20 protein-coding genes are annotated in these 17,858 nt (G+C 26.1%); 17 read left to right on the top strand and 3 right to left on the bottom strand.

Annotated elements, in window-relative coordinates; genetic code table 11:
- Positions 1-2 precede the first annotated feature (2 nt).
- The 3 genes from CP523_RS13355 (at position 3) to CP523_RS13365 (ending at position 2,961) form a co-directional block, all read left to right on the top strand.
- Positions 3-737 (top strand): ImmA/IrrE family metallo-endopeptidase, encoded by a 735-nt coding sequence (locus CP523_RS13355; RefSeq protein ID WP_066677505.1) that lies wholly within the window; start codon positions 3-5, stop codon positions 735-737.
- Positions 731-1,342: a hypothetical protein gene (locus CP523_RS13360; RefSeq protein ID WP_066677511.1), complete on the top strand. Its 612-nt coding sequence runs from the start codon at positions 731-733 to the stop codon at positions 1,340-1,342. Before CP523_RS13355 ends, CP523_RS13360 begins: the two co-directional genes overlap by 7 nt.
- A 398-nt stretch (positions 1,343-1,740) precedes the next feature.
- Positions 1,741-2,961: an IS256 family transposase gene (locus tag CP523_RS13365; RefSeq protein ID WP_120140434.1), complete on the top strand. Its 1,221-nt coding sequence runs from the start codon at positions 1,741-1,743 to the stop codon at positions 2,959-2,961.
- A 272-nt stretch (positions 2,962-3,233) separates the two neighbouring features.
- On the opposite strand, the gene CP523_RS13370 is transcribed toward CP523_RS13365, so the two are convergent.
- Positions 3,234-3,401 carry a ribbon-helix-helix domain-containing protein gene (locus CP523_RS13370; protein ID WP_083089548.1) on the bottom strand — a complete coding sequence of 56 codons (168 nt, stop codon included), beginning with the start codon at positions 3,399-3,401 and terminating at the stop codon, positions 3,234-3,236.
- 151 nt (positions 3,402-3,552) lie between these two features.
- Between CP523_RS13370 and CP523_RS13375 the strand changes: the two genes are divergently transcribed.
- The 5 genes from CP523_RS13375 (at position 3,553) to trmB (ending at position 7,803) form a co-directional block, all read left to right on the top strand.
- Positions 3,553-4,206, top strand: coding sequence for a helix-turn-helix domain-containing protein (locus CP523_RS13375; protein ID WP_120140949.1), 654 nt, complete (start codon positions 3,553-3,555; stop codon positions 4,204-4,206).
- Positions 4,207-4,274: 68 nt separating this feature from the next.
- Positions 4,275-5,030 (top strand): DNA adenine methylase, encoded by a 756-nt coding sequence (locus tag CP523_RS13380; protein WP_066677597.1) that lies wholly within the window; start codon positions 4,275-4,277, stop codon positions 5,028-5,030.
- A gap of 542 nt (positions 5,031-5,572) precedes the next feature.
- The gene (locus CP523_RS13385) at positions 5,573-6,190 is read left to right on the top strand and encodes a DUF488 domain-containing protein (RefSeq protein WP_066677516.1); all 618 of its coding nucleotides are present in this window, start codon (positions 5,573-5,575) and stop codon (positions 6,188-6,190) included.
- A gap of 111 nt (positions 6,191-6,301) precedes the next feature.
- The gene (locus CP523_RS13390) at positions 6,302-6,952 is read left to right on the top strand and encodes a hypothetical protein (protein ID WP_066677518.1); all 651 of its coding nucleotides are present in this window, start codon (positions 6,302-6,304) and stop codon (positions 6,950-6,952) included.
- Between the two features lie 194 nt (positions 6,953-7,146).
- Positions 7,147-7,803: a tRNA (guanosine(46)-N7)-methyltransferase TrmB gene (trmB, locus tag CP523_RS13395; RefSeq protein ID WP_066677521.1), complete on the top strand. Its 657-nt coding sequence runs from the start codon at positions 7,147-7,149 to the stop codon at positions 7,801-7,803.
- Between the two features lie 53 nt (positions 7,804-7,856).
- Here trmB and zupT read toward each other — a convergent pair whose 3' ends face one another.
- Positions 7,857-8,633, bottom strand: a complete 777-nt coding sequence (zupT, locus tag CP523_RS13400) for a zinc transporter ZupT (RefSeq protein WP_066677523.1) — start codon at positions 8,631-8,633, stop codon at positions 7,857-7,859.
- Between the two features lie 229 nt (positions 8,634-8,862).
- Here zupT and CP523_RS13405 point away from each other — a divergent pair, with 229 nt between their 5' ends.
- The 8 genes from CP523_RS13405 to CP523_RS13440 all read left to right on the top strand — a co-directional run bounded on the left by CP523_RS13405 (position 8,863) and on the right by CP523_RS13440 (position 15,263).
- Positions 8,863-9,684: an alpha/beta hydrolase gene (locus CP523_RS13405; protein ID WP_066677525.1), complete on the top strand. Its 822-nt coding sequence runs from the start codon at positions 8,863-8,865 to the stop codon at positions 9,682-9,684.
- Positions 9,677-10,705 carry an acyltransferase family protein gene (locus CP523_RS13410; RefSeq protein ID WP_066677527.1) on the top strand — a complete coding sequence of 343 codons (1,029 nt, stop codon included), beginning with the start codon at positions 9,677-9,679 and terminating at the stop codon, positions 10,703-10,705. Before CP523_RS13405 ends, CP523_RS13410 begins: the two co-directional genes overlap by 8 nt.
- Positions 10,706-10,950: 245 nt before the next feature.
- Positions 10,951-11,493 carry an ECF transporter S component gene (locus CP523_RS13415; protein WP_066677530.1) on the top strand — a complete coding sequence of 181 codons (543 nt, stop codon included), beginning with the start codon at positions 10,951-10,953 and terminating at the stop codon, positions 11,491-11,493.
- 130 nt (positions 11,494-11,623) lie between these two features.
- Positions 11,624-12,181 carry a glycerol-3-phosphate responsive antiterminator gene (locus CP523_RS13420; protein ID WP_120140950.1) on the top strand — a complete coding sequence of 186 codons (558 nt, stop codon included), beginning with the start codon at positions 11,624-11,626 and terminating at the stop codon, positions 12,179-12,181.
- Positions 12,182-12,246: 65 nt separating this feature from the next.
- A complete protein-coding gene (locus tag CP523_RS13425) occupies positions 12,247-12,615 on the top strand; it encodes a methylglyoxal synthase (RefSeq protein ID WP_066677536.1) in 369 nt (122 codons plus the stop codon).
- Positions 12,616-12,932: 317 nt separating this feature from the next.
- A complete protein-coding gene (locus tag CP523_RS13430) occupies positions 12,933-13,394 on the top strand; it encodes a hypothetical protein (protein WP_066677538.1) in 462 nt (153 codons plus the stop codon).
- 229 nt (positions 13,395-13,623) lie between these two features.
- Positions 13,624-13,893, top strand: a complete 270-nt coding sequence (locus tag CP523_RS13435) for an ACT domain-containing protein (protein ID WP_066677545.1) — start codon at positions 13,624-13,626, stop codon at positions 13,891-13,893.
- A gap of 14 nt (positions 13,894-13,907) precedes the next feature.
- On the top strand, positions 13,908-15,263 hold the full coding sequence (locus CP523_RS13440) for a PFL family protein (protein WP_120140951.1): 1,356 nt from the start codon (positions 13,908-13,910) through the stop codon (positions 15,261-15,263).
- A 32-nt stretch (positions 15,264-15,295) separates the two neighbouring features.
- Here CP523_RS13440 and CP523_RS13445 read toward each other — a convergent pair whose 3' ends face one another.
- Positions 15,296-15,922, bottom strand: coding sequence for a GntR family transcriptional regulator (locus CP523_RS13445; RefSeq protein ID WP_066677553.1), 627 nt, complete (start codon positions 15,920-15,922; stop codon positions 15,296-15,298).
- 373 nt (positions 15,923-16,295) lie between these two features.
- Between CP523_RS13445 and CP523_RS13450 the strand changes: the two genes are divergently transcribed.
- Positions 16,296-17,837, top strand: a complete 1,542-nt coding sequence (locus CP523_RS13450; protein ID WP_066677559.1) for a BCCT family transporter — start codon at positions 16,296-16,298, stop codon at positions 17,835-17,837.
- The last annotated feature ends 21 nt before the right edge of the window (positions 17,838-17,858 follow it).

Below are 17,858 nucleotides of genomic sequence, written 5' to 3' on the forward strand. Positions count from 1 at the left end.
TTATGACTGAAGATAGAAAAGAGAAAATTGAGAAAGTTGCAAAAAGTATTAAGAAAAAATTAAGAGAAGAGTATAAAGTAACTGATTTTAGTGATCCGTTTAAAGTGATAAGCTTATTGGATAATTATATAATTATTAGATTTAAAAATGATAAAGATATACAAGGATTTACTTTAAAAAAAGGTGATTTTAGATGTATTTATATAAATAGTTCAGATTTTCTTGGTAGACAAAACTATTCATGTTGGCACGAATTTTTTCATTGTATTGATGATGTAAATGAAGTAACAATAAGTAAAAAAGGAGATAATTCTCCAGGAGAACAAGAGGCTGAGTATTTTGCTAGTTGCATGCTATTAGATAAAGAAGAAGTTGATAGATACATTAGAGAAGTATGGGGAAGTGAAAAGTATTTAAATGAAGAAGCATTAATTAAAATTCAATATAGATTTAATGTTAGCTTTGGATCACTTAAAACTAGACTAGCTGAAATATATAAAAATAAAAAATATTTTAGTTATAATATAAATTCCGTTAAAAATAGAAAAAAATATGAAGATGAAGTACTTAGATTAGGGTTTGATTTGCAGCTTATATCACCAACTAATGATTTTTGTGTTCCGAGCTCATTTATTAATAATTTAAGAGAAAATATTATGAGTAATAGAATAAGCTTAGATAAGGGAAATAAAATAGTTGAGTTTTTAGATGAGAATGGAGCTGATATAAAATGGTAGTTTTAAGTGAAGATGAAAAGAACATACCTATATGCGATACTAATATTTTAATAAGTTTTGGATTAAGTGATTTTATTGGAGAATTCATAGATTTTAATAAAAAAATTTTTGTTGCAGATAATGTATTGTTGGAATTAGAAAGAAAATTTAATAGGAATACGGAATATAGTTATTTATTGCAAAATGTTAAAAATAATGAAAATATAAATGTTATAAATAAAGATGAATACTTTACAGAAGATAGAATATTAGTTATGAATGCTTCTTTAAATCAATATAAGTTAATAGAGGATTGTTTATTAACTGGAGATTTATGTCCTGATAGTGGTGAGTTTATTAGTGCAATTTATGCAGCTAATCTAGAGATAAGAAAGTTTATAACAAATGATTTAAAATTTATAAATAAATATAAAGATGAGTTTATTTTCAAAGGATTATCTTTTATAAATATGACACAAGTATTAGATAAAATAATAGGAAAAGAAAAAAGAAAAGGAGTGGTGTTAGATATAAATAGAAAGTCAAAAGAAATGGAAGATACATTAACTAAAGAAAAAGTATTAGAGAAATTTGAAAAGTGGAGTTTAAAATTATCATGTATATAGATAATTTTAATAAAAATATAGTACTTAAATATAATTTTATAATATGAAAAAGTAATCGAAGTTATATATTAAGAAAAGTTTAGTGAAAGGTATAATAGAATTGATAATAAATAATTATTAAAAATAAAATACTAATAATAGTTGTAATATTTTTTCCATACATAAAAATATGTTCATTTCTTTCTAATATAATTAAATATAGTAGATACCACCTAGAATAGTAATATAATAGGTGGTATTTTTAATGGTTAAATAATATTGACTTAACACTATTTTTTATACATAAAATGTAAAAGTATTAAAAAGAAACTTTTAAAAGTAGCAGAGAGTGTAAAATAGTCTGTGTAAACTTCAGAAAATGATATAATAAATTATCAATTATGGAGGGAACACAGACTATGTCATTTTCAAAGGAAGAATTAATAAAAATATTAGCAAAGGATCCAAATATTAAAACAGCTGAAGATATTCAAAATGTTTTAAAAGACTTATTTGGAGGAATGCTTCAGCAAATGCTAGAAGCCGAATTAGATAATCATCTTGGATATGAGAAACATGATTACCAAAATAAAAACACAACTAATAGCCGTAATGGCAAGAGCCGAAAAACTATGAAATCCAATCTTGGCTACTTCGACTTAGATGTTCCAAGAGATAGAGAAGGTTCTTTTGAGCCTGAAATAGTAAAAAAACATCAAACTGATGTTTCACATTTAGAAAGCTCAATAATTGGGATGTATGCTAAGGGAATGACTACAAGAGATATAGCATCACAAGTAAATGAAATATACGGAATGGACATATCACCAACATTAGTTTCTAATATAACAGATAAAGTAATTCCAATGATTAGAGAATGGCAAAGCCGTCCGTTGGAAACAGTATATCCTATAGTATTTATGGATGCTATTCACTTTAAAGTGAGAAAAGATAACACCGTTGTTTCGAAAGCAGCCTACGCTGCGATTGGAGTAAATATTGAAGGAAAAAAAGATGTTCTTGGTATATGGATAGGAGCATCAGAGTCATCAAAATATTGGTTGCTTGTTCTGAATGAGTTAAAAAATAGAGGCGTAAAAGATATACTAATTGCTTCAGTTGATGGGTTAGTAGGGTTTAACGAAGCCATTAGAGCTGTTTATCCGAACACTGAAATTCAAAGATGTATTATTCATCAAATAAGAAATTCAAGTAAATACTTATCTTATAAGGATTTAAAAGCTTTCAATGCAGATTTAAAACTAGTTTACACCGCTTCTACTGAGGAGGTCGCATTAGCGGAATTAGATAGATTAGAAGAAAAATGGGGAGAAAAATACTTAATAGCAGTAAGGTCTTGGAGAAATAACTGGAATGAGTTATCAACATTCTTTAAATATCCACCAGAGATTAGAAAAATAATATATACAACTAATGCAATGGAAAGTTATAATCGTCAACTGAGAAAAGTTACTAAAACTAAATCTATATTTCCGAATGATGAATCATTAATGAAGATTTTATACCTTGCTACCGTTGATATAACAAAGAAATGGACCCAATCAATACGAGGATGGGCTCAAATTTTAGCTCAACTATCAATCTTCTTCGAAGGTCGTTTAGACGACCAGTTGTTCTAAAAAATATTTAGTCTAACTCTTATTAAAGTGCAGATTATTATGTAAAATTTATCAATTAAAGAAAAATAAAGGTTGGATGTTGTATTAACCTTTCCAACCTTTAAAATAAAACTAAATTTTCTAAAGTTTACACAAAAATATTGACAGACTCAAGTAGCACAAAGAAACACAATCTATATTTATTTATATATATTTAATATTAATTAGCTATATATTAGCTAATACAAAGTATTTGCTTAAAAGAAAAAGTCTTAGATTTAAATTTCTAAGACTTAAATTTTATTATGCTCTTTTAATAATAATTCTAAAGCTTTATCTAATAGTTTAGACATTGGAATAGATGTTTCTTTAGAGAGCTCTTTCATTTTTTCTAATAGTTCTATATCAAATGTGCTTGAATATCTTTGTCTATTAACAAGACTATCTTTTTTATCAGCCATAATAACACCTCCTCTATATATTATAGCATTATTAATCAAACTTAATCAACTTTAATAAAAAAAGACTTGATTAAAGTTGATTAAGATGGTAATATTTAATTAAGGTTAATTAATATTGATTAATTCATAATATGAAAGGAGGAAATTACAAATGCAATTCTTAAAATTATCTACAGAATTAATAACAGATAATAATATCACATCAAATGAATTCAGAATATATTCTTATCTTTTAAGCCTTTATAATGTAGAAAAACAATGTAGTTATCCTTCTATAGATATTATTTCAGAAAGACTTAATATATCAATATCTACAGTTAAAAGAAGTATTAAGAGGCTTGCAGAGCTTGGATATATTTCAATAGAAAAGAGAAAAGGATTAGCAGGTAATTTCAATGTTTATAAAAAATTAAAACATCTTATAAATAATGTAGTAAAGACTAAAAAAGTTAATAAAATAGCTATAGATAGTAATGGAGAGAAGGCTATAGAAGGTCAAATATCAGTAGAAGAAGCGTTAGAAGATATAGAAGAAACTAAAGTAAGAACTAATATTATAGATAATAGTAGCAATGTAAGGCTAGCTAGAAGTGTTACTAATATAGATAATAGTAGTTTTGCTAAAAAAGTTTTATCCTTATCAGATAATGGATTGGTAAGAGCTGCTATAAAGGAATTTAAAAAGAAGAGGGGGAAAACTCCTACCTTTTTAATAAAGTTACTGGTAGACCAATATTATAAAGAAGGAATTGATTTATCTAAGCCATTACTAAACTTATTAAAAAGAGATTATATAATAATTTAAATAGGTGTTTACAAGTGAACATATGTTCTTTAAAATATAAGTATAAGTATTTTAAAGAAGGAGATATTATGTTAAAGCCACCTATTTGTAGGGTAGGAGGAAAATCAAAATTAAGGAAATCAATTATAGAACAAATACCAGAACATACTTGTTATATAGAAGTATTTTTTGGAGCAGGATGGGTTTACTTTGGGAAAGAGTCAAGTAAAGTTGAAGTTATAAATGATATAGATAAAGAATTAGTAAATTTATTTAGAACAATAAAGTATCATGCTCCAGAAGTAGAAAGGTTATTAGAATATGAATTTAGTGGACGAGATATATTTGAAGAATATAAAAATTGTACATTAGAATATATGACAGAGATTCATAGAGCTATAAAGTTTTTGTATGTAATTACACAAAGTTTTGCAGGAAAAGGGAATAATTATGGATATAGTACAACAACTAAGCCAGGACAACAAATATTTTATAAAGAAATATTATTAGAGTTAAGAGATAGACTTAAAAATACATATGTAGAGAATTTAAGTTTTGAAAAAATAATTGATAAGTATGATAGAAAACATAGTTTTTTCTTTTGTGATCCACCTTATATTAAAACTTGTGGATATGGTAATAAATTTGGAGAAGAGGAACATAGGATATTAGCTAACAAACTTAAAGAAATACAAGGGAAGTTTCTATTAACAATAAATGATCATCCTTTAGCTAGAGAACTATACAAAGAATTTAATATAAAAGAAGTTAAGGTAAATTATTCTATTGCTAGAGAAAATAGTGCAAGAGGGAAATATAATGAATTAATAATAACAAACTATTAATAAAAAAAATGAACTGATAATTAATACCAGTTCATTTTTTATATACAATATTATTTTAAGCCATAAATAATAAGTCTGTCGTCAAAAATTCGTCAAAAATAAAAAAGAACTTTAACGAATCTTGATAATTTGAAATTATAAAAATACTTATGAAAGCTGCGATTTAAAGGGATTTATTGAAGTTTAGAGAATTATAAAATATAATCTTTTATACAAACAAGGAATCCTAAAAATATGCCTCAGCCTTCTAAATAGAAAATAAATCAAAAATCTAGATGTTATTTATAAATAGCATCTAGATTTTTAACTTTTTTATGAATTTATATTAATATTTAAATTGTGGATAACTTAATAGGGATTTTAAAACTAAGTATGTTTATTTAAAGAATAAAGATAAAATAAAGTACTCTTGTTTAAGTTTCACTTCAGTCAAGTTTCAGATATGGCACATGAGTGAAAAAATCTACTGGGAAAAGTAGCCTTGACAATTTTTTTATAAGTATTGAAAATAAGTATATAATAATAAAGTAGGAGGTAAGAGTATGGACATATTTACTATTGGACATTCAAATTACACAGTAGAAAAACTAATAGATATGTTAAAGCATTATGATATAAATTGTGTTGTAGATATTAGAGGAACTCCATATTCTAAATATAATATCCAATTTGATAAGGAAAATATTAAATATACTTTAAATAAAGAAGGCTTTATTTATATTTATATGGCAAAGGAATTAGCAGCTAAAAGGGAAAATAAAATATCTTATAATAATGAAGGATATTCAGATTTTGAAAAAGTTGTATATGAAAATGAGTTTATTAATGGTATAAAAAGACTTAAAGATGGGTGTACAAAAGGATATAGAATAGCTTTGCTTGGAGCAATGCAAGATCCTATAAGATGTCATAGAAGTATTTTAGTTGGCAGAGCCTTGAGAAAAGAAGGATTTAATGTCAAACATATAATTGATGATTACTCTATAATATCTCAGGATAAAATAGAAAGTAATATTTTAGATAAATATTTTAATAATAGAGCTCAATTAACTATTGATTATTTACTTGGTAATGACTTGACAGAAGAGGAAATGATAAATGAGGGGTATAGACTAGCAAATAAAGAAATAGGGTATAGAATAGAGCATTTAAAAAGTTAACTTTAATTAAATTAACAAAAAGTACATACTTAATTTTTAGTGCTATGATATAATTATAACATTATTATAAATTTAAGATAAATGAACATAAAATATAAGCGAGGGTACATTATGAAAATGAAAAAATTATCATTATTAGTAGCTACATTAGCATTAACAGTAGGTTTAGCAGGATGTATGCCAGGAAGCAATGCTAAATTACCAGAGGGTGATGTAAAGGTTGCTAAGCAAGAAATTCAAGGTGTAGTAGATTTATTATTAAAATCAGCAGATTATGGAAAAGATGAAAGTACAGTAGCTTCAATATTATTACCACAAGATTCACAATACAACATAAATGTTGTTATGGAAAAATATAAAGATGGTAAATTAGTAGATACAAAGGAAATAACTAATTATACAACTGAAAAAATAGAAAAAAACTCCATAGTACATATGATATTAAATGTTGGAAAAGCAAGTGATGGGGAAAATAGCAGATCCATATATTCAATAGCTGAAGTAGATAAAGAAAAGACAAAGGATGAGAAGAATCCTGAATATAAATTAACTAAAATTAATGAACATTCTTTAGATTATGATGTAAAAAGCGAAGTAGCTCAAATAGGAAAAAATTTAGATGAAGAAGTAACTTTAGCAGGATATGTTAAATTTAAAGAAGATGATACTGAAAAACCTGCTATTAATTTAGATACATATAAAGATGAGGTTTCTAAATATAAAGAAGTCAGTATTGTAAAAATGAAAGTAACAAAGAAATAAGATGAAAATAGAGATTTGTAATTCAAATCTCTATTTTTATTTTAATATAAGAATTAAAATATATTATTGAAATAGAGGACTAAATAATATACAATTTTAAAATGAGGAAATATGATGTGAAAGCAAATACTGCTATTTATAGAGAACTAAAGCTTTCTCAGCATCTTTTTAAACAGATGGAGGAGTGAACAAACGTGAGATTAAGAAAAAAGCCATGGGCTAGACCAGAATTAGAAAGCTGTCCTTTTTTTATAATAAATCCAAGTGAAAATAGAGGAAAGTGGAAAGAAATATTTGGGAATAACAAACCTATATACTTAGAATTAGGTTGTGGGAAAGGAACATTTATAGCTGTTCATGGATCTGAAAATAAAGATATAAATTATATAGCAATAGATATAAAAGATGAGGTTTTAGTATTAGCTAAAAGAAATATAGAAAAGGCTTATAGCGAAAAAAATGAAGAATTAGATAATATAAAATTAATGGCTCAAGAAATATTAATAATAGATAAAATATTAGATAGTAAAGATGAGATAAGTAGAATATATATTAATTTCTGTAATCCGTGGCCAAAAGATAGACATAAGAAGAGAAGATTAACACATACTAGACAATTAGAGCATTATAAAACTTTCTTAAAGGATAATGGAGAAATTTATTTTAAAACTGATGATGATGAGTTATTCGATGAATCATTAGAATATTTTAAGGAATCCGGATTTAATATAGAATATATAACATATGATTTACATAATAGTGATTTTGAAGGTAATGTAGAAACAGAACATGAAAAGATGTTTACTGAAATGGGAATAAAAACTAAATTTTTAATTGCAAAGTTAGCTTAGTAAAAAGTAGGATATATGAATAAGTAATAAGCTTACCCATATATCCTATAACTTTAATTAAAAAGAACATGACTTAAAGGAATTATACATATTCCTAAAAATATAGAAAATATATATAACTTATCGTAGCCATATTTTCTAGCAGTAGGTATTAATTCTTCGAAAGAAATATATAACATTATTCCTGAAACTATAGCAAAAATTATTGCAAGTATTATTTCGTTTATAAAAGGTCTTAAGAATAATAATGCAAGTAATGCACCTATAGGTTCTGCAAGTCCTGAAACAAAAGTATATTTAAATGCTTTCAATTTACTACCAGTGGAATAATATATTGGCATTGCAATGGAAATACCTTCAGGTATATTATGAAGTGCTATAGCAAGGGCTATAGTAATTCCAAGAGTAGTATTCTCATATCCAGAAACAAAGGTTGCTACACCTTCAGGGAAATTATGTATCATTAAAGCAATCATTGAAACAAACCCAACTCTGTAAAGTTTATTTCCACGCTGACTAGCAATTAAACGAGGTTCTTCAGGAATAAACATATCTATAAGCATAGCTATAAATGCACCTATAACTAAAAATAATATTGTATAGCAAATTCCTTTTAAATTCCCTTGAGATTTTCTTAATGTTTCTTCAGCAGTAGAAAATAGATCTGTAAAAGAAACAGAAATCATAACTCCAGCGGAAAAGGCTAAGGAAAAGCATATAAGTTTTTTATTTTTTGATTTTGAAAAAAATACTATAAAAGCTCCTATAACAGTTGACATACCAGCAAGTGAAGATAAAATTAATGGCATTAAGCAGTGATTACTAAACATAATATTACTCCTTTAATAAATAAAATTAAGAGTAATGTAATTTTAAATATACTCTATAAGTAAATATATTATTAAGATTAAAATAGTATGCGAAAACTTAGATTTAAAATATATTTATAATATGAAAACATAAATCAATAAAATAATTATTTTATTAATGATAAGTATAGTACTTTAATATATTGTATATTATAAATTTAAGAAGTTTTTAATGAGGAGGATAGGGAAGATGAATTTCAAGTTGGAAGAAAAATTATCTATGCTTCCATTAATGTGGAGAATTACAAGATATAATTTATTTAGTGATAAAAATGTGAGATTTAGAGATGTAAAATATGGGAAAAATAAGAGACAGTATTATAGAGTATTTGAAGGAAATGATAATGAAAAACCACTAATATATTTTATACATGGAGGCGGATGGTGGCATGGAAGCCCTAAAATGTGTACATGCATAGGAAAATATTTTAATAAACTTGGATATACAGTAGTTTTGCCATCATATAGATTGGTACCTATATATAAATATCCAACTCAAATAGAAGATGTATTTACGGCCTTTTCTCATTATATAGAAGATAAAAATTTTAAAAGGGGAATAATAATTATGGGGTTTTCAGCAGGAGGAGAACTTGCGGCTAATTTGTTATTTAATAAAAAAATCCATGAGAAATATAATATAGATAATAAGATATTTAAAAAAATGGTTTCAATATCAGGAGTTTTAGATTTCAATAAATGTACATCTAGACATGCTAAAACATTAATAGAAAATTATTTAGGTAAAAATGAGAGTTTTAATGGAAAAAACCCAGTAGATTTAATTAGTTACAAGTCACATATTTCAGTTTTATGCATTCATGGAGATAGAGATCCGTTAATTAATACGGATAATTCTTTTAGTTTTGTAGATAAAATAAATAAATTACAAGGTTATGGAAAAGTTATTTTAATAAAGGGAAAACATCATTCAGATATGACAGGGTTATTATTAGGAAAAGGAGAGAAAGATTCTAATGTAGTATTAGAATTTATAAAGACAGATGAATAAATTAACAAACAGGAATTATTTATTAGATAATTTAAAAGTGCTACTAATGTTCTGTGTCGTATTTGGTCATGTTATTGAATACTATATAAATCAAAGTAATATATTAAAAGGAATTTATATATTTATTTATATATTTCATATGCCACTTTTTATTTTTATATCAGGATATTTTTCTAAGAATGTAGAAAAGATAAGTAAGGGAGCTATTAAAGGTTTACTTTTACCATATTTAATTTTTGATATGATATGGTATATGGTAGTATATATTGGAACTGGTGAATTTATGTTTTCGGTATTATATCCAGGGTGGACATTATGGTATTTATTAAGTTTATTTTTTTGGAGAATAAGTTTAAAATATCTAATAAAAATAAAGTATATACTTCCAATTAGTTTTATATGCGGACTTTTAATAGGAATGTTACCAAGTGGTTCCTCTGTTTTAGCAATTTCCCGAACAATAACATTTTTACCATTTTTCCTATTAGGATACTATACAAAGGAAAAAGACTTTATGGAAATCCAAAAAAGCAATAAGTTAATATCCGTTATTGTTATAATATTATTTGCATATGGAGCCTTCTATATATCAAAAAACAATTTAATAGATTATAGATTCTTATATAATTCTAGTACATATTATGAATCAGGTTTAACAGTCTTTCAAGGTATGTTTTTTAGAGTATTGTTATACATTGGAGCTATTATTTTTAGTATATGTACAATAAATTTAACACCAAAAGTAAAAGTTATATATTCATATATAGGAAAAGCAACTATGAATATATATGTATTTCATATATATTTAGTATTATTAGTATATTTCTTTATACCTAAATGGAATTTAGATTATATTAGAAATACTTTATTACTTTTAAGTCCTTTTTTAATAATATATATATTGGCAAAGAAGCCAGTTACTAAAGTTTATGATAGTATATTTTATCCAGTTAATAAAGGAATACATCACGGAAGAAAATCATTTAAAAAGTGTAAGGATTTTAAGTATAAGAGATTTTAGTGTAAACTAAGCTCTCTTTTTAATTTTTAGGACTTTATATTATATAGATTAATAGTAATTTAAAGTTAAGTTCCCTAAAGGAAAATAAAGTGGTTTAATGTAATTTATCTTTAAACAAAAATTAAAGAGGTGCTTTGGAAAAAATAATAATTTTATAGTAACTTAAGAAATTTTTGGTTAATATATTTACAATGGAGTAAAATTAGTATATACTTATGTATATACATTAAGGGGGCTTTTAAAATATGAGAACTTCAATAAAAGTAAAGGAGATGGTTATTGCAGCACTTTTAGTGGCATTAGCAATAATAATTCCTATACAATTTGGTTTTTTAAAGATTATAGTAGGACCATTTACAGCAACTGTGGCATCACATGTACCTATGTTTATAGCAATGTTGATTTCACCAATTACTGCAATAATTGTAGGAGTAGGTTCTGGTATTGGATTTTTATTATCAGGAATGCCTATGCATGTAGTACTTAGAGCATTTACACATATTATAGTAGGATTTGTTGGGGCAAAGATAATCCTAAAGAAAAGAAACTTTAAACAAGCTATAATAGTAACAGCTCCAATACATGGAATATTAGAAGGGTTAGCGGTAATTCCTTTTGGATTTAACATGTATCAAGTTATAATAGTTACAGTTATTGGAACAATGATACATCATTTTATAGATGGAAGTTTATCATTTGTGTTAGCTAATTCTTTAGCTAAAGTAAGAAAAAAAGATATATATACTACGTTTAATGATAAGATGTCAATAGATAATATTGTAGTATAAATAAAAAGCATTGAGTTTAAATAGCTCAATGCTTTTTATTTATTAGTTAAGATATTAACTTAATTGACATTAATTTATAATGATGACATAATTATAATGATTGAAATAAAGGGGTACAAGAGGTATAAATATGAAGATAAAAGAGCTATTGGAAGAAAATCCTGTTATAGCAGCTGTTAAAGATCTCAAAGCTTTAGAAGTGGCTTTAAACTCTGAATCAGAAGTTATATTTGTGTTATTTGGGGACTTACTTAATATAAAAGAAATAAGTGAAAAAATTGCAGAGAAAAATAAAATAGGTATAGTTCATGTAGATTTAATTGAAGGTATAAATAATAAAGAAGTGGCTATTAAATTTTTAAAGAAAGAGACAAGTTTTAAAGGTATTATAAGTACAAAATCACAAGTTGTTAAAGCAGCAAAAAATAATGGTTTTATAGCAATTCAAAGAGTATTTGTTTTTGATACTCTTTCATTAAATAATGCTAAAAAACATTTAATGGATGAATGTGATGCTATAGAAGTGTTGCCAGGCACAATTCCTAAAGTTATTAAAAAACTTGCAATGGAAGCTTCGAAACCTATTGTATCAGGTGGCCTTATAGATACAAAAAAAGAAATAATCACTGCATTAAATTCAGGGGCTACTTGTGTATCTACAACTAAAAAGGAAATTTGGAATATGTAAACTAAAGATAGTATATAAATTTATTTATATGACTAAAGGTTAATTTATTTTGGAGGATGGTAGAAATGAATATTGCTATTATTGCACATGATGAAAAAAAAGAAGAAATGATTGAGTTTGTTAAAAAATATAAAGATGTGTTTGTAAAACATAATATTTTTGCGACAGGCACAACAGGAGGTCTTATAGAAAAGCATATAGGATTAAATGTATGTAGATATTTATCAGGACCATTAGGAGGAGATCAACAAATAGGAGCTAAAATAGCAGTTGGAGAAATAGATATAGTTATATTTTTTAGAGATCCATTAACAGCGCAACCACATGAACCAGATGTGACAGCATTAATAAGATTATGTGATGTCCATAACACACCTGTAGCAACAAATTTTGGGGCTGCTGAAGTATTTTTAAAGGCTATAACTAGTAGATAGAGTGAGCTTTATTTATTATATTTAATTAAAAGGTTTTCAATAATATGTAATAGTTTAAATAATTTATATATTAAAAATAAATATTGATACTATTAAGGAGAGAATATTCAGTAAATATATAGACAAATTAATTGGCAAATGTTAGAATGTTGTTGTAACATATTTAGTGTGCTAAGAGGAATAAAATCAAGCAAAATTAAATTTATATTTTGCTTGATTTTTTGTTTTATAGAATAATGTATTAAAGGTAAGGTAAAGTATCATAAAGTGTTATATGTGAATAATATAGTACATAAGCTATTTTAAAAGGGAAAAAAATGAATTTTAATGGATTTAATAACTTTGAAGAATTTTTTAGAAATTTTGAATACAAAAATAATAATGGGTGTGAAAGTAATAATAATTTAGGTTGTAATGATATCAATGGTGGTTTTCAGGATTTAAATCCTGAGTTTTTTATAATAATAGGAGAACTTATAGGAAATGTTATGGCTGGAAGATTACCATTTAATGTACAAAATGCAGTTGGAAACTGGTTACAATTAGTAGGACAAGCTATATTAACATACAATTCACAACAACAATACTTTGAAAGTGGGCCAGGAAACTATTATAATTTATCAAATAAAAATACAAGTAATCCTAATTGTCCTAATAATAATAACACTGATACTAGTAATAATAGTAAAGAGATAGATAAATTAAAGGATAATATAGATAAATTAACAAAAGAAATTAAAGAGTTAAAAAAAGACATAGAAATAATGAAGAAAGAGTAAATATTATTTATTTAGTATAAGAAATATTCATTCTTTTTCTAATTAACAGAAAAATTTTAAAATTAACACGAATTATTTTGAGAATAATTTGACAAATTTACGCTTTAAGTATAAAATTATAGTAAATTTGGTAAGTTTATTTAGGGCAATAACCTATAAAGAGAGAATTTATGATAATTCAAATTCTTTAAGGAGGTCCTTTTTTTATATATAAAGGAGTGAACATAAAATGAAAGCAATTTTAACAGTAATAGGTAAAGATAGGGTGGGGATAGTAGCCGGAATTAGCAACGAATTATTAAATCAAAATATAAATATTTTAGATGTAAATCAAACTATAATGGAAGAATATTTTACTATGATAATGATGCTTGATTTAGGAAAAGCTAATGGAACTTTTGATGATGCTAAAAAAGCTTTACTTTCAAAAGGTGAAGAATTAGGTGTAGACGTTAAAATTCAAAGAGCTGAAATATTCAATTCAATGCATACACTATAATTCGGAGGTAAAATATGAACGTAAATAATATATTAGAAACTATAAAAATGATAGAAGAAGAAAAACTAGATATAAGAACTATTACAATGGGAATTTCTCTATTAGATTGTATAGATTCAGATGGTGATAAGGCAAGAGAAAAAATATATAATAAGATTGTAACTTCAGCAAAAAAATTAGTTAAGGTTGCAAATGAAATAGAAAATGAATTTGGTATTCCAATAGTAAATAAAAGAGTTTCAGTAACTCCAATTTCTATAATAGCAGGAGCTACAGATGAAGAAAATTATGTGAAATTTGCAGAGACTTTAGATAAAGCAGCACATACATTAGGAATTGATTTTATTGGAGGTTTTTCAGCCCTTGTTCAAAAAGGTTATACGAAGAGTGATAGAATTTTAATTAAGTCTATTCCTGAAGCATTAGAAAAAACAACGAAAGTTTGTTCATCTGTAAATGTAGGATCAACAAGATGTGGAATAAATATGGATGCAGTTAAAGAGATGGGTGAAATTATAAAAGAAACAGCAGATTTAACAAAGGATGCTAAGGGATTTGGTTGTGCAAAGCTTGTGGTATTCTGTAATGCAGTTGAAGATAATCCATTTATGGCAGGTGCATTCCATGGAGTTGGAGAAGCAGATAGAATTATAAATGTTGGAGTAAGTGGACCAGGAGTAGTACAAAGAGCTCTAGAAAAAGTTAAAGGAGAATCTTTCGATGTTGTTTCTGAAACAATAAAAAAGACAGCATTTAAAATTACAAGAATGGGTCAATTAGTAGCTAAAGAAGCCTCAAGTAGATTAGGAGTTCCATTTGGAATAGTAGATTTATCTTTAGCGCCTACACCAGCTGTTGGTGATTCAGTTGCTCATATATTGGAAGAAATGGGATTAGAGGTAGTGGGAACACATGGAACAACAGCAGCATTAGCACTTTTAAATGATGCTGTTAAAAAAGGTGGAGTTATGGCATGTAGCCATGTTGGTGGATTAAGTGGAGCATTTATACCAGTATCAGAAGATGCAGGTATGATAGATGCAGTTCTTAATGGATCATTAAATTTAGAAAAGCTAGAAGCTATGACGGCTATATGTTCAGTAGGACTAGATATGATAGCAGTACCTGGAAATACTCCAGCAGAATCAATATCTGCAATGATAGCAGATGAATCAGCAATAGGAATGATAAATAATAAAACAACAGCAGTTAGAATAATACCAGCTCCTGGATGTAATGTAGGAGATATGGTTGAGTTTGGAGGACTTTTAGGAACAGCACCAGTAATGCCAGTAAATAAATATTCCTCTTCACTATTTATAAAAAGAGGTGGAAGAATACCTGCTCCGATACATTCATTTAAAAACTAAATAAAAAATCTCTAGATTTTCTAGAGATTTTTTTATTTTGCGGCAGAGATATAGTTTTTAACATTTTCTAATACTTCATCTTCTCCAACATAAACAAGAATATCATCATTTTGAATTTTAAAATATGGTCCTGGAGATAAGAATAAATCACCATTTCTTTTAACTGCAATTATAGTAGCTTTTGTGTTATGCCAAAAATTAAGTTCTCCTATACTTTTATTAACAGCTATACTACCTTCTTCTACAATGCTTTCAAATGGAATTATAGAACCAACATTACGTAATTGAGTTGCAAATTCTATTATAGAATTAAGGTTTTTTATTAATTTTGAATCTAAATCTTTTCTTTGCTTAATAAGATCAAAAGTTTCATTATTAAGAGTTGTAAAATCAGATTTAGTTTTAAACTTATTTAAAAATTCTTTAGCATGACTTTTGTTATTTATTATTATTCCACTTTTTTCATTTACAGTAACTACATCCATATCTTTTAAAAGAGCAAGAGATCTTCTTATAGTTTCCGGAGAAACATTATATAAACTAACCAGCGTAGTTCTACCAGTTATTTTACTTCCTTCTACGAAATCATTATTTACGATTCTATGAGCAATATCTACAGCTATTTTTATATAATTTGGGGTTTTAGTTTGTTTTGACATTGTTAAATACACTCCTTTATATAAGAAAGTTTATCATCTTGTATAAGAAAAGTAAAATTTTTTTATTTTTTGGATAATTATATAAATAAATTATGTAGAATTCGATTATAATTTAAAAATTAACTATGTTGTATTAAAAATAAATGAAAATGTAAGTTATTTATTTTATTCTTAGGAAACCTTTTAAGAATGGGGCATGGACAAAAAAATTTACAGCTATAAAATGGCTTTGAGAACATTTTATTTTTATAAGAGGTTGCACAACTGACAACTTATATGATACTATAAGTATAACAGTTCCTGTAAATAACAGGGATTTATTTTTAGTAGAACTGACAACTTTTAAAATAAATAGATGTGTCAAGGAGGAGTTATGAGAAATACAAAAATAAGATTTTTTAATAAAAATAATATTATCTTTAAAAGTTTTATTATTTTTTCAACAATTATATTTGTTTGGGGAGCTTTATTTAAGAATAATTTTGAAAAAAATGTATCAGTAGTTTATTCAATGTTTATTGATAAATTTTCATGGGCATATTGTGGAATGATGTTAATATTTTTCTTAGTATGTTTATGGGCAGTTTTTAGTAGATTTAGTAAAGTTAAATTAGGAGATAATAATTCTAAACCAGAGTTTTCTAATATAAGTTGGTTTGCAATGTTGTTTAGTGCTGGAATGGGAATAGGATTAGTTTTCTGGGGAGTAGCAGAACCATTAACACATTACATTAACCCATTAGGTGTTGAAGGAGTCACAGAGGAAGCAAAAAAATTTGCTTTTTCAAAAGCTTTTCTTCATATAGGAGTATCTGCTTGGGCTTGTTATGCTGTATTAGCTTTAGCACTTGCTTATATACATTATAGAAGAAAGAAACCTTTATTAATTAGTAGTTTATTAATACCTTTAGTAGGAGAAGAGAAAGCAAAAGGAACTTTAGGGAAAATTGTTGATATATTTACTGTATTTGCAACAATGGCAGGGATAATTACTTCACTTGGAATGGGAACATTACAAGTAACAAGTGGTTTAAATTATTTATTGGGAGTACCAGAAACAAATATTGTAAAGATAGTAATAATAACAGTAATAACTTTATTGTTTTTAATATCAGCTTGTACAGGCGTTAAAAAAGGGATAAAAATATTATCTAATGCAAATATAGCTTTAGCATTTCTATTATTTACAATGGCAATTATAGTTGGACCTAAAGGCGAACTTTTAAAAAATATAAGTTTAGGTTTACAAGGTTATGGAGTTGATTTATTAACAACTAATAATAATATTTTTATAAGTGGACCTTGGTATGAAAAATGGACAATTTTTTATTGGGGATGGTGGATTGCTTGGGCACCTTCTGTTGCTATATTTATAGCTAGAGTTTCAAAAGGAAGAACTATTAGGGAATTCATACTTGGAGTTTTATTTATTCCAGCAGGATTTTGCATGGCTTGGATGGCTGTATTTGGTAATTTAGGAGTAAACGCACCAATTGAAATAGGTAATGTTGCAATACAAAAAGTGGAAACATCTATGTTTATGATATTCCAGCAATATCCGCTAGGTAATTTAATGTCATTAATTGCAATAGCTTTATTGATAACTTTCTTTGTAACAAGTGCAGACTCAGCCACTTATGTTTTAGGAATGATAACATGTAATGGAGATACTAAAGTTAAAAATATTAGGAAGATAATTTTAGGAGCAACATTATCATTATTAACAATTATACTTTTATTTGCAGGAGGATTAGAAATGATTCAAAATGCATCAATAATAGCAGCACTACCTTTTGGAATAATCATGTTAATATCCATATGTGGATTTATAAGAGAATTATATGTTTATGAGCCAAAGCTTGAATATACAAAATTAAATAGTAAAAGTTTTAGGGTAAAACCTTTAGAACGTTGAATTTAATTTTTCATTATCCTA

Origin of the sequence: Clostridium septicum (genome assembly GCF_003606265.1) — a bacterium.
Taxonomy (GTDB): domain Bacteria; phylum Bacillota; class Clostridia; order Clostridiales; family Clostridiaceae; genus Clostridium; species Clostridium septicum.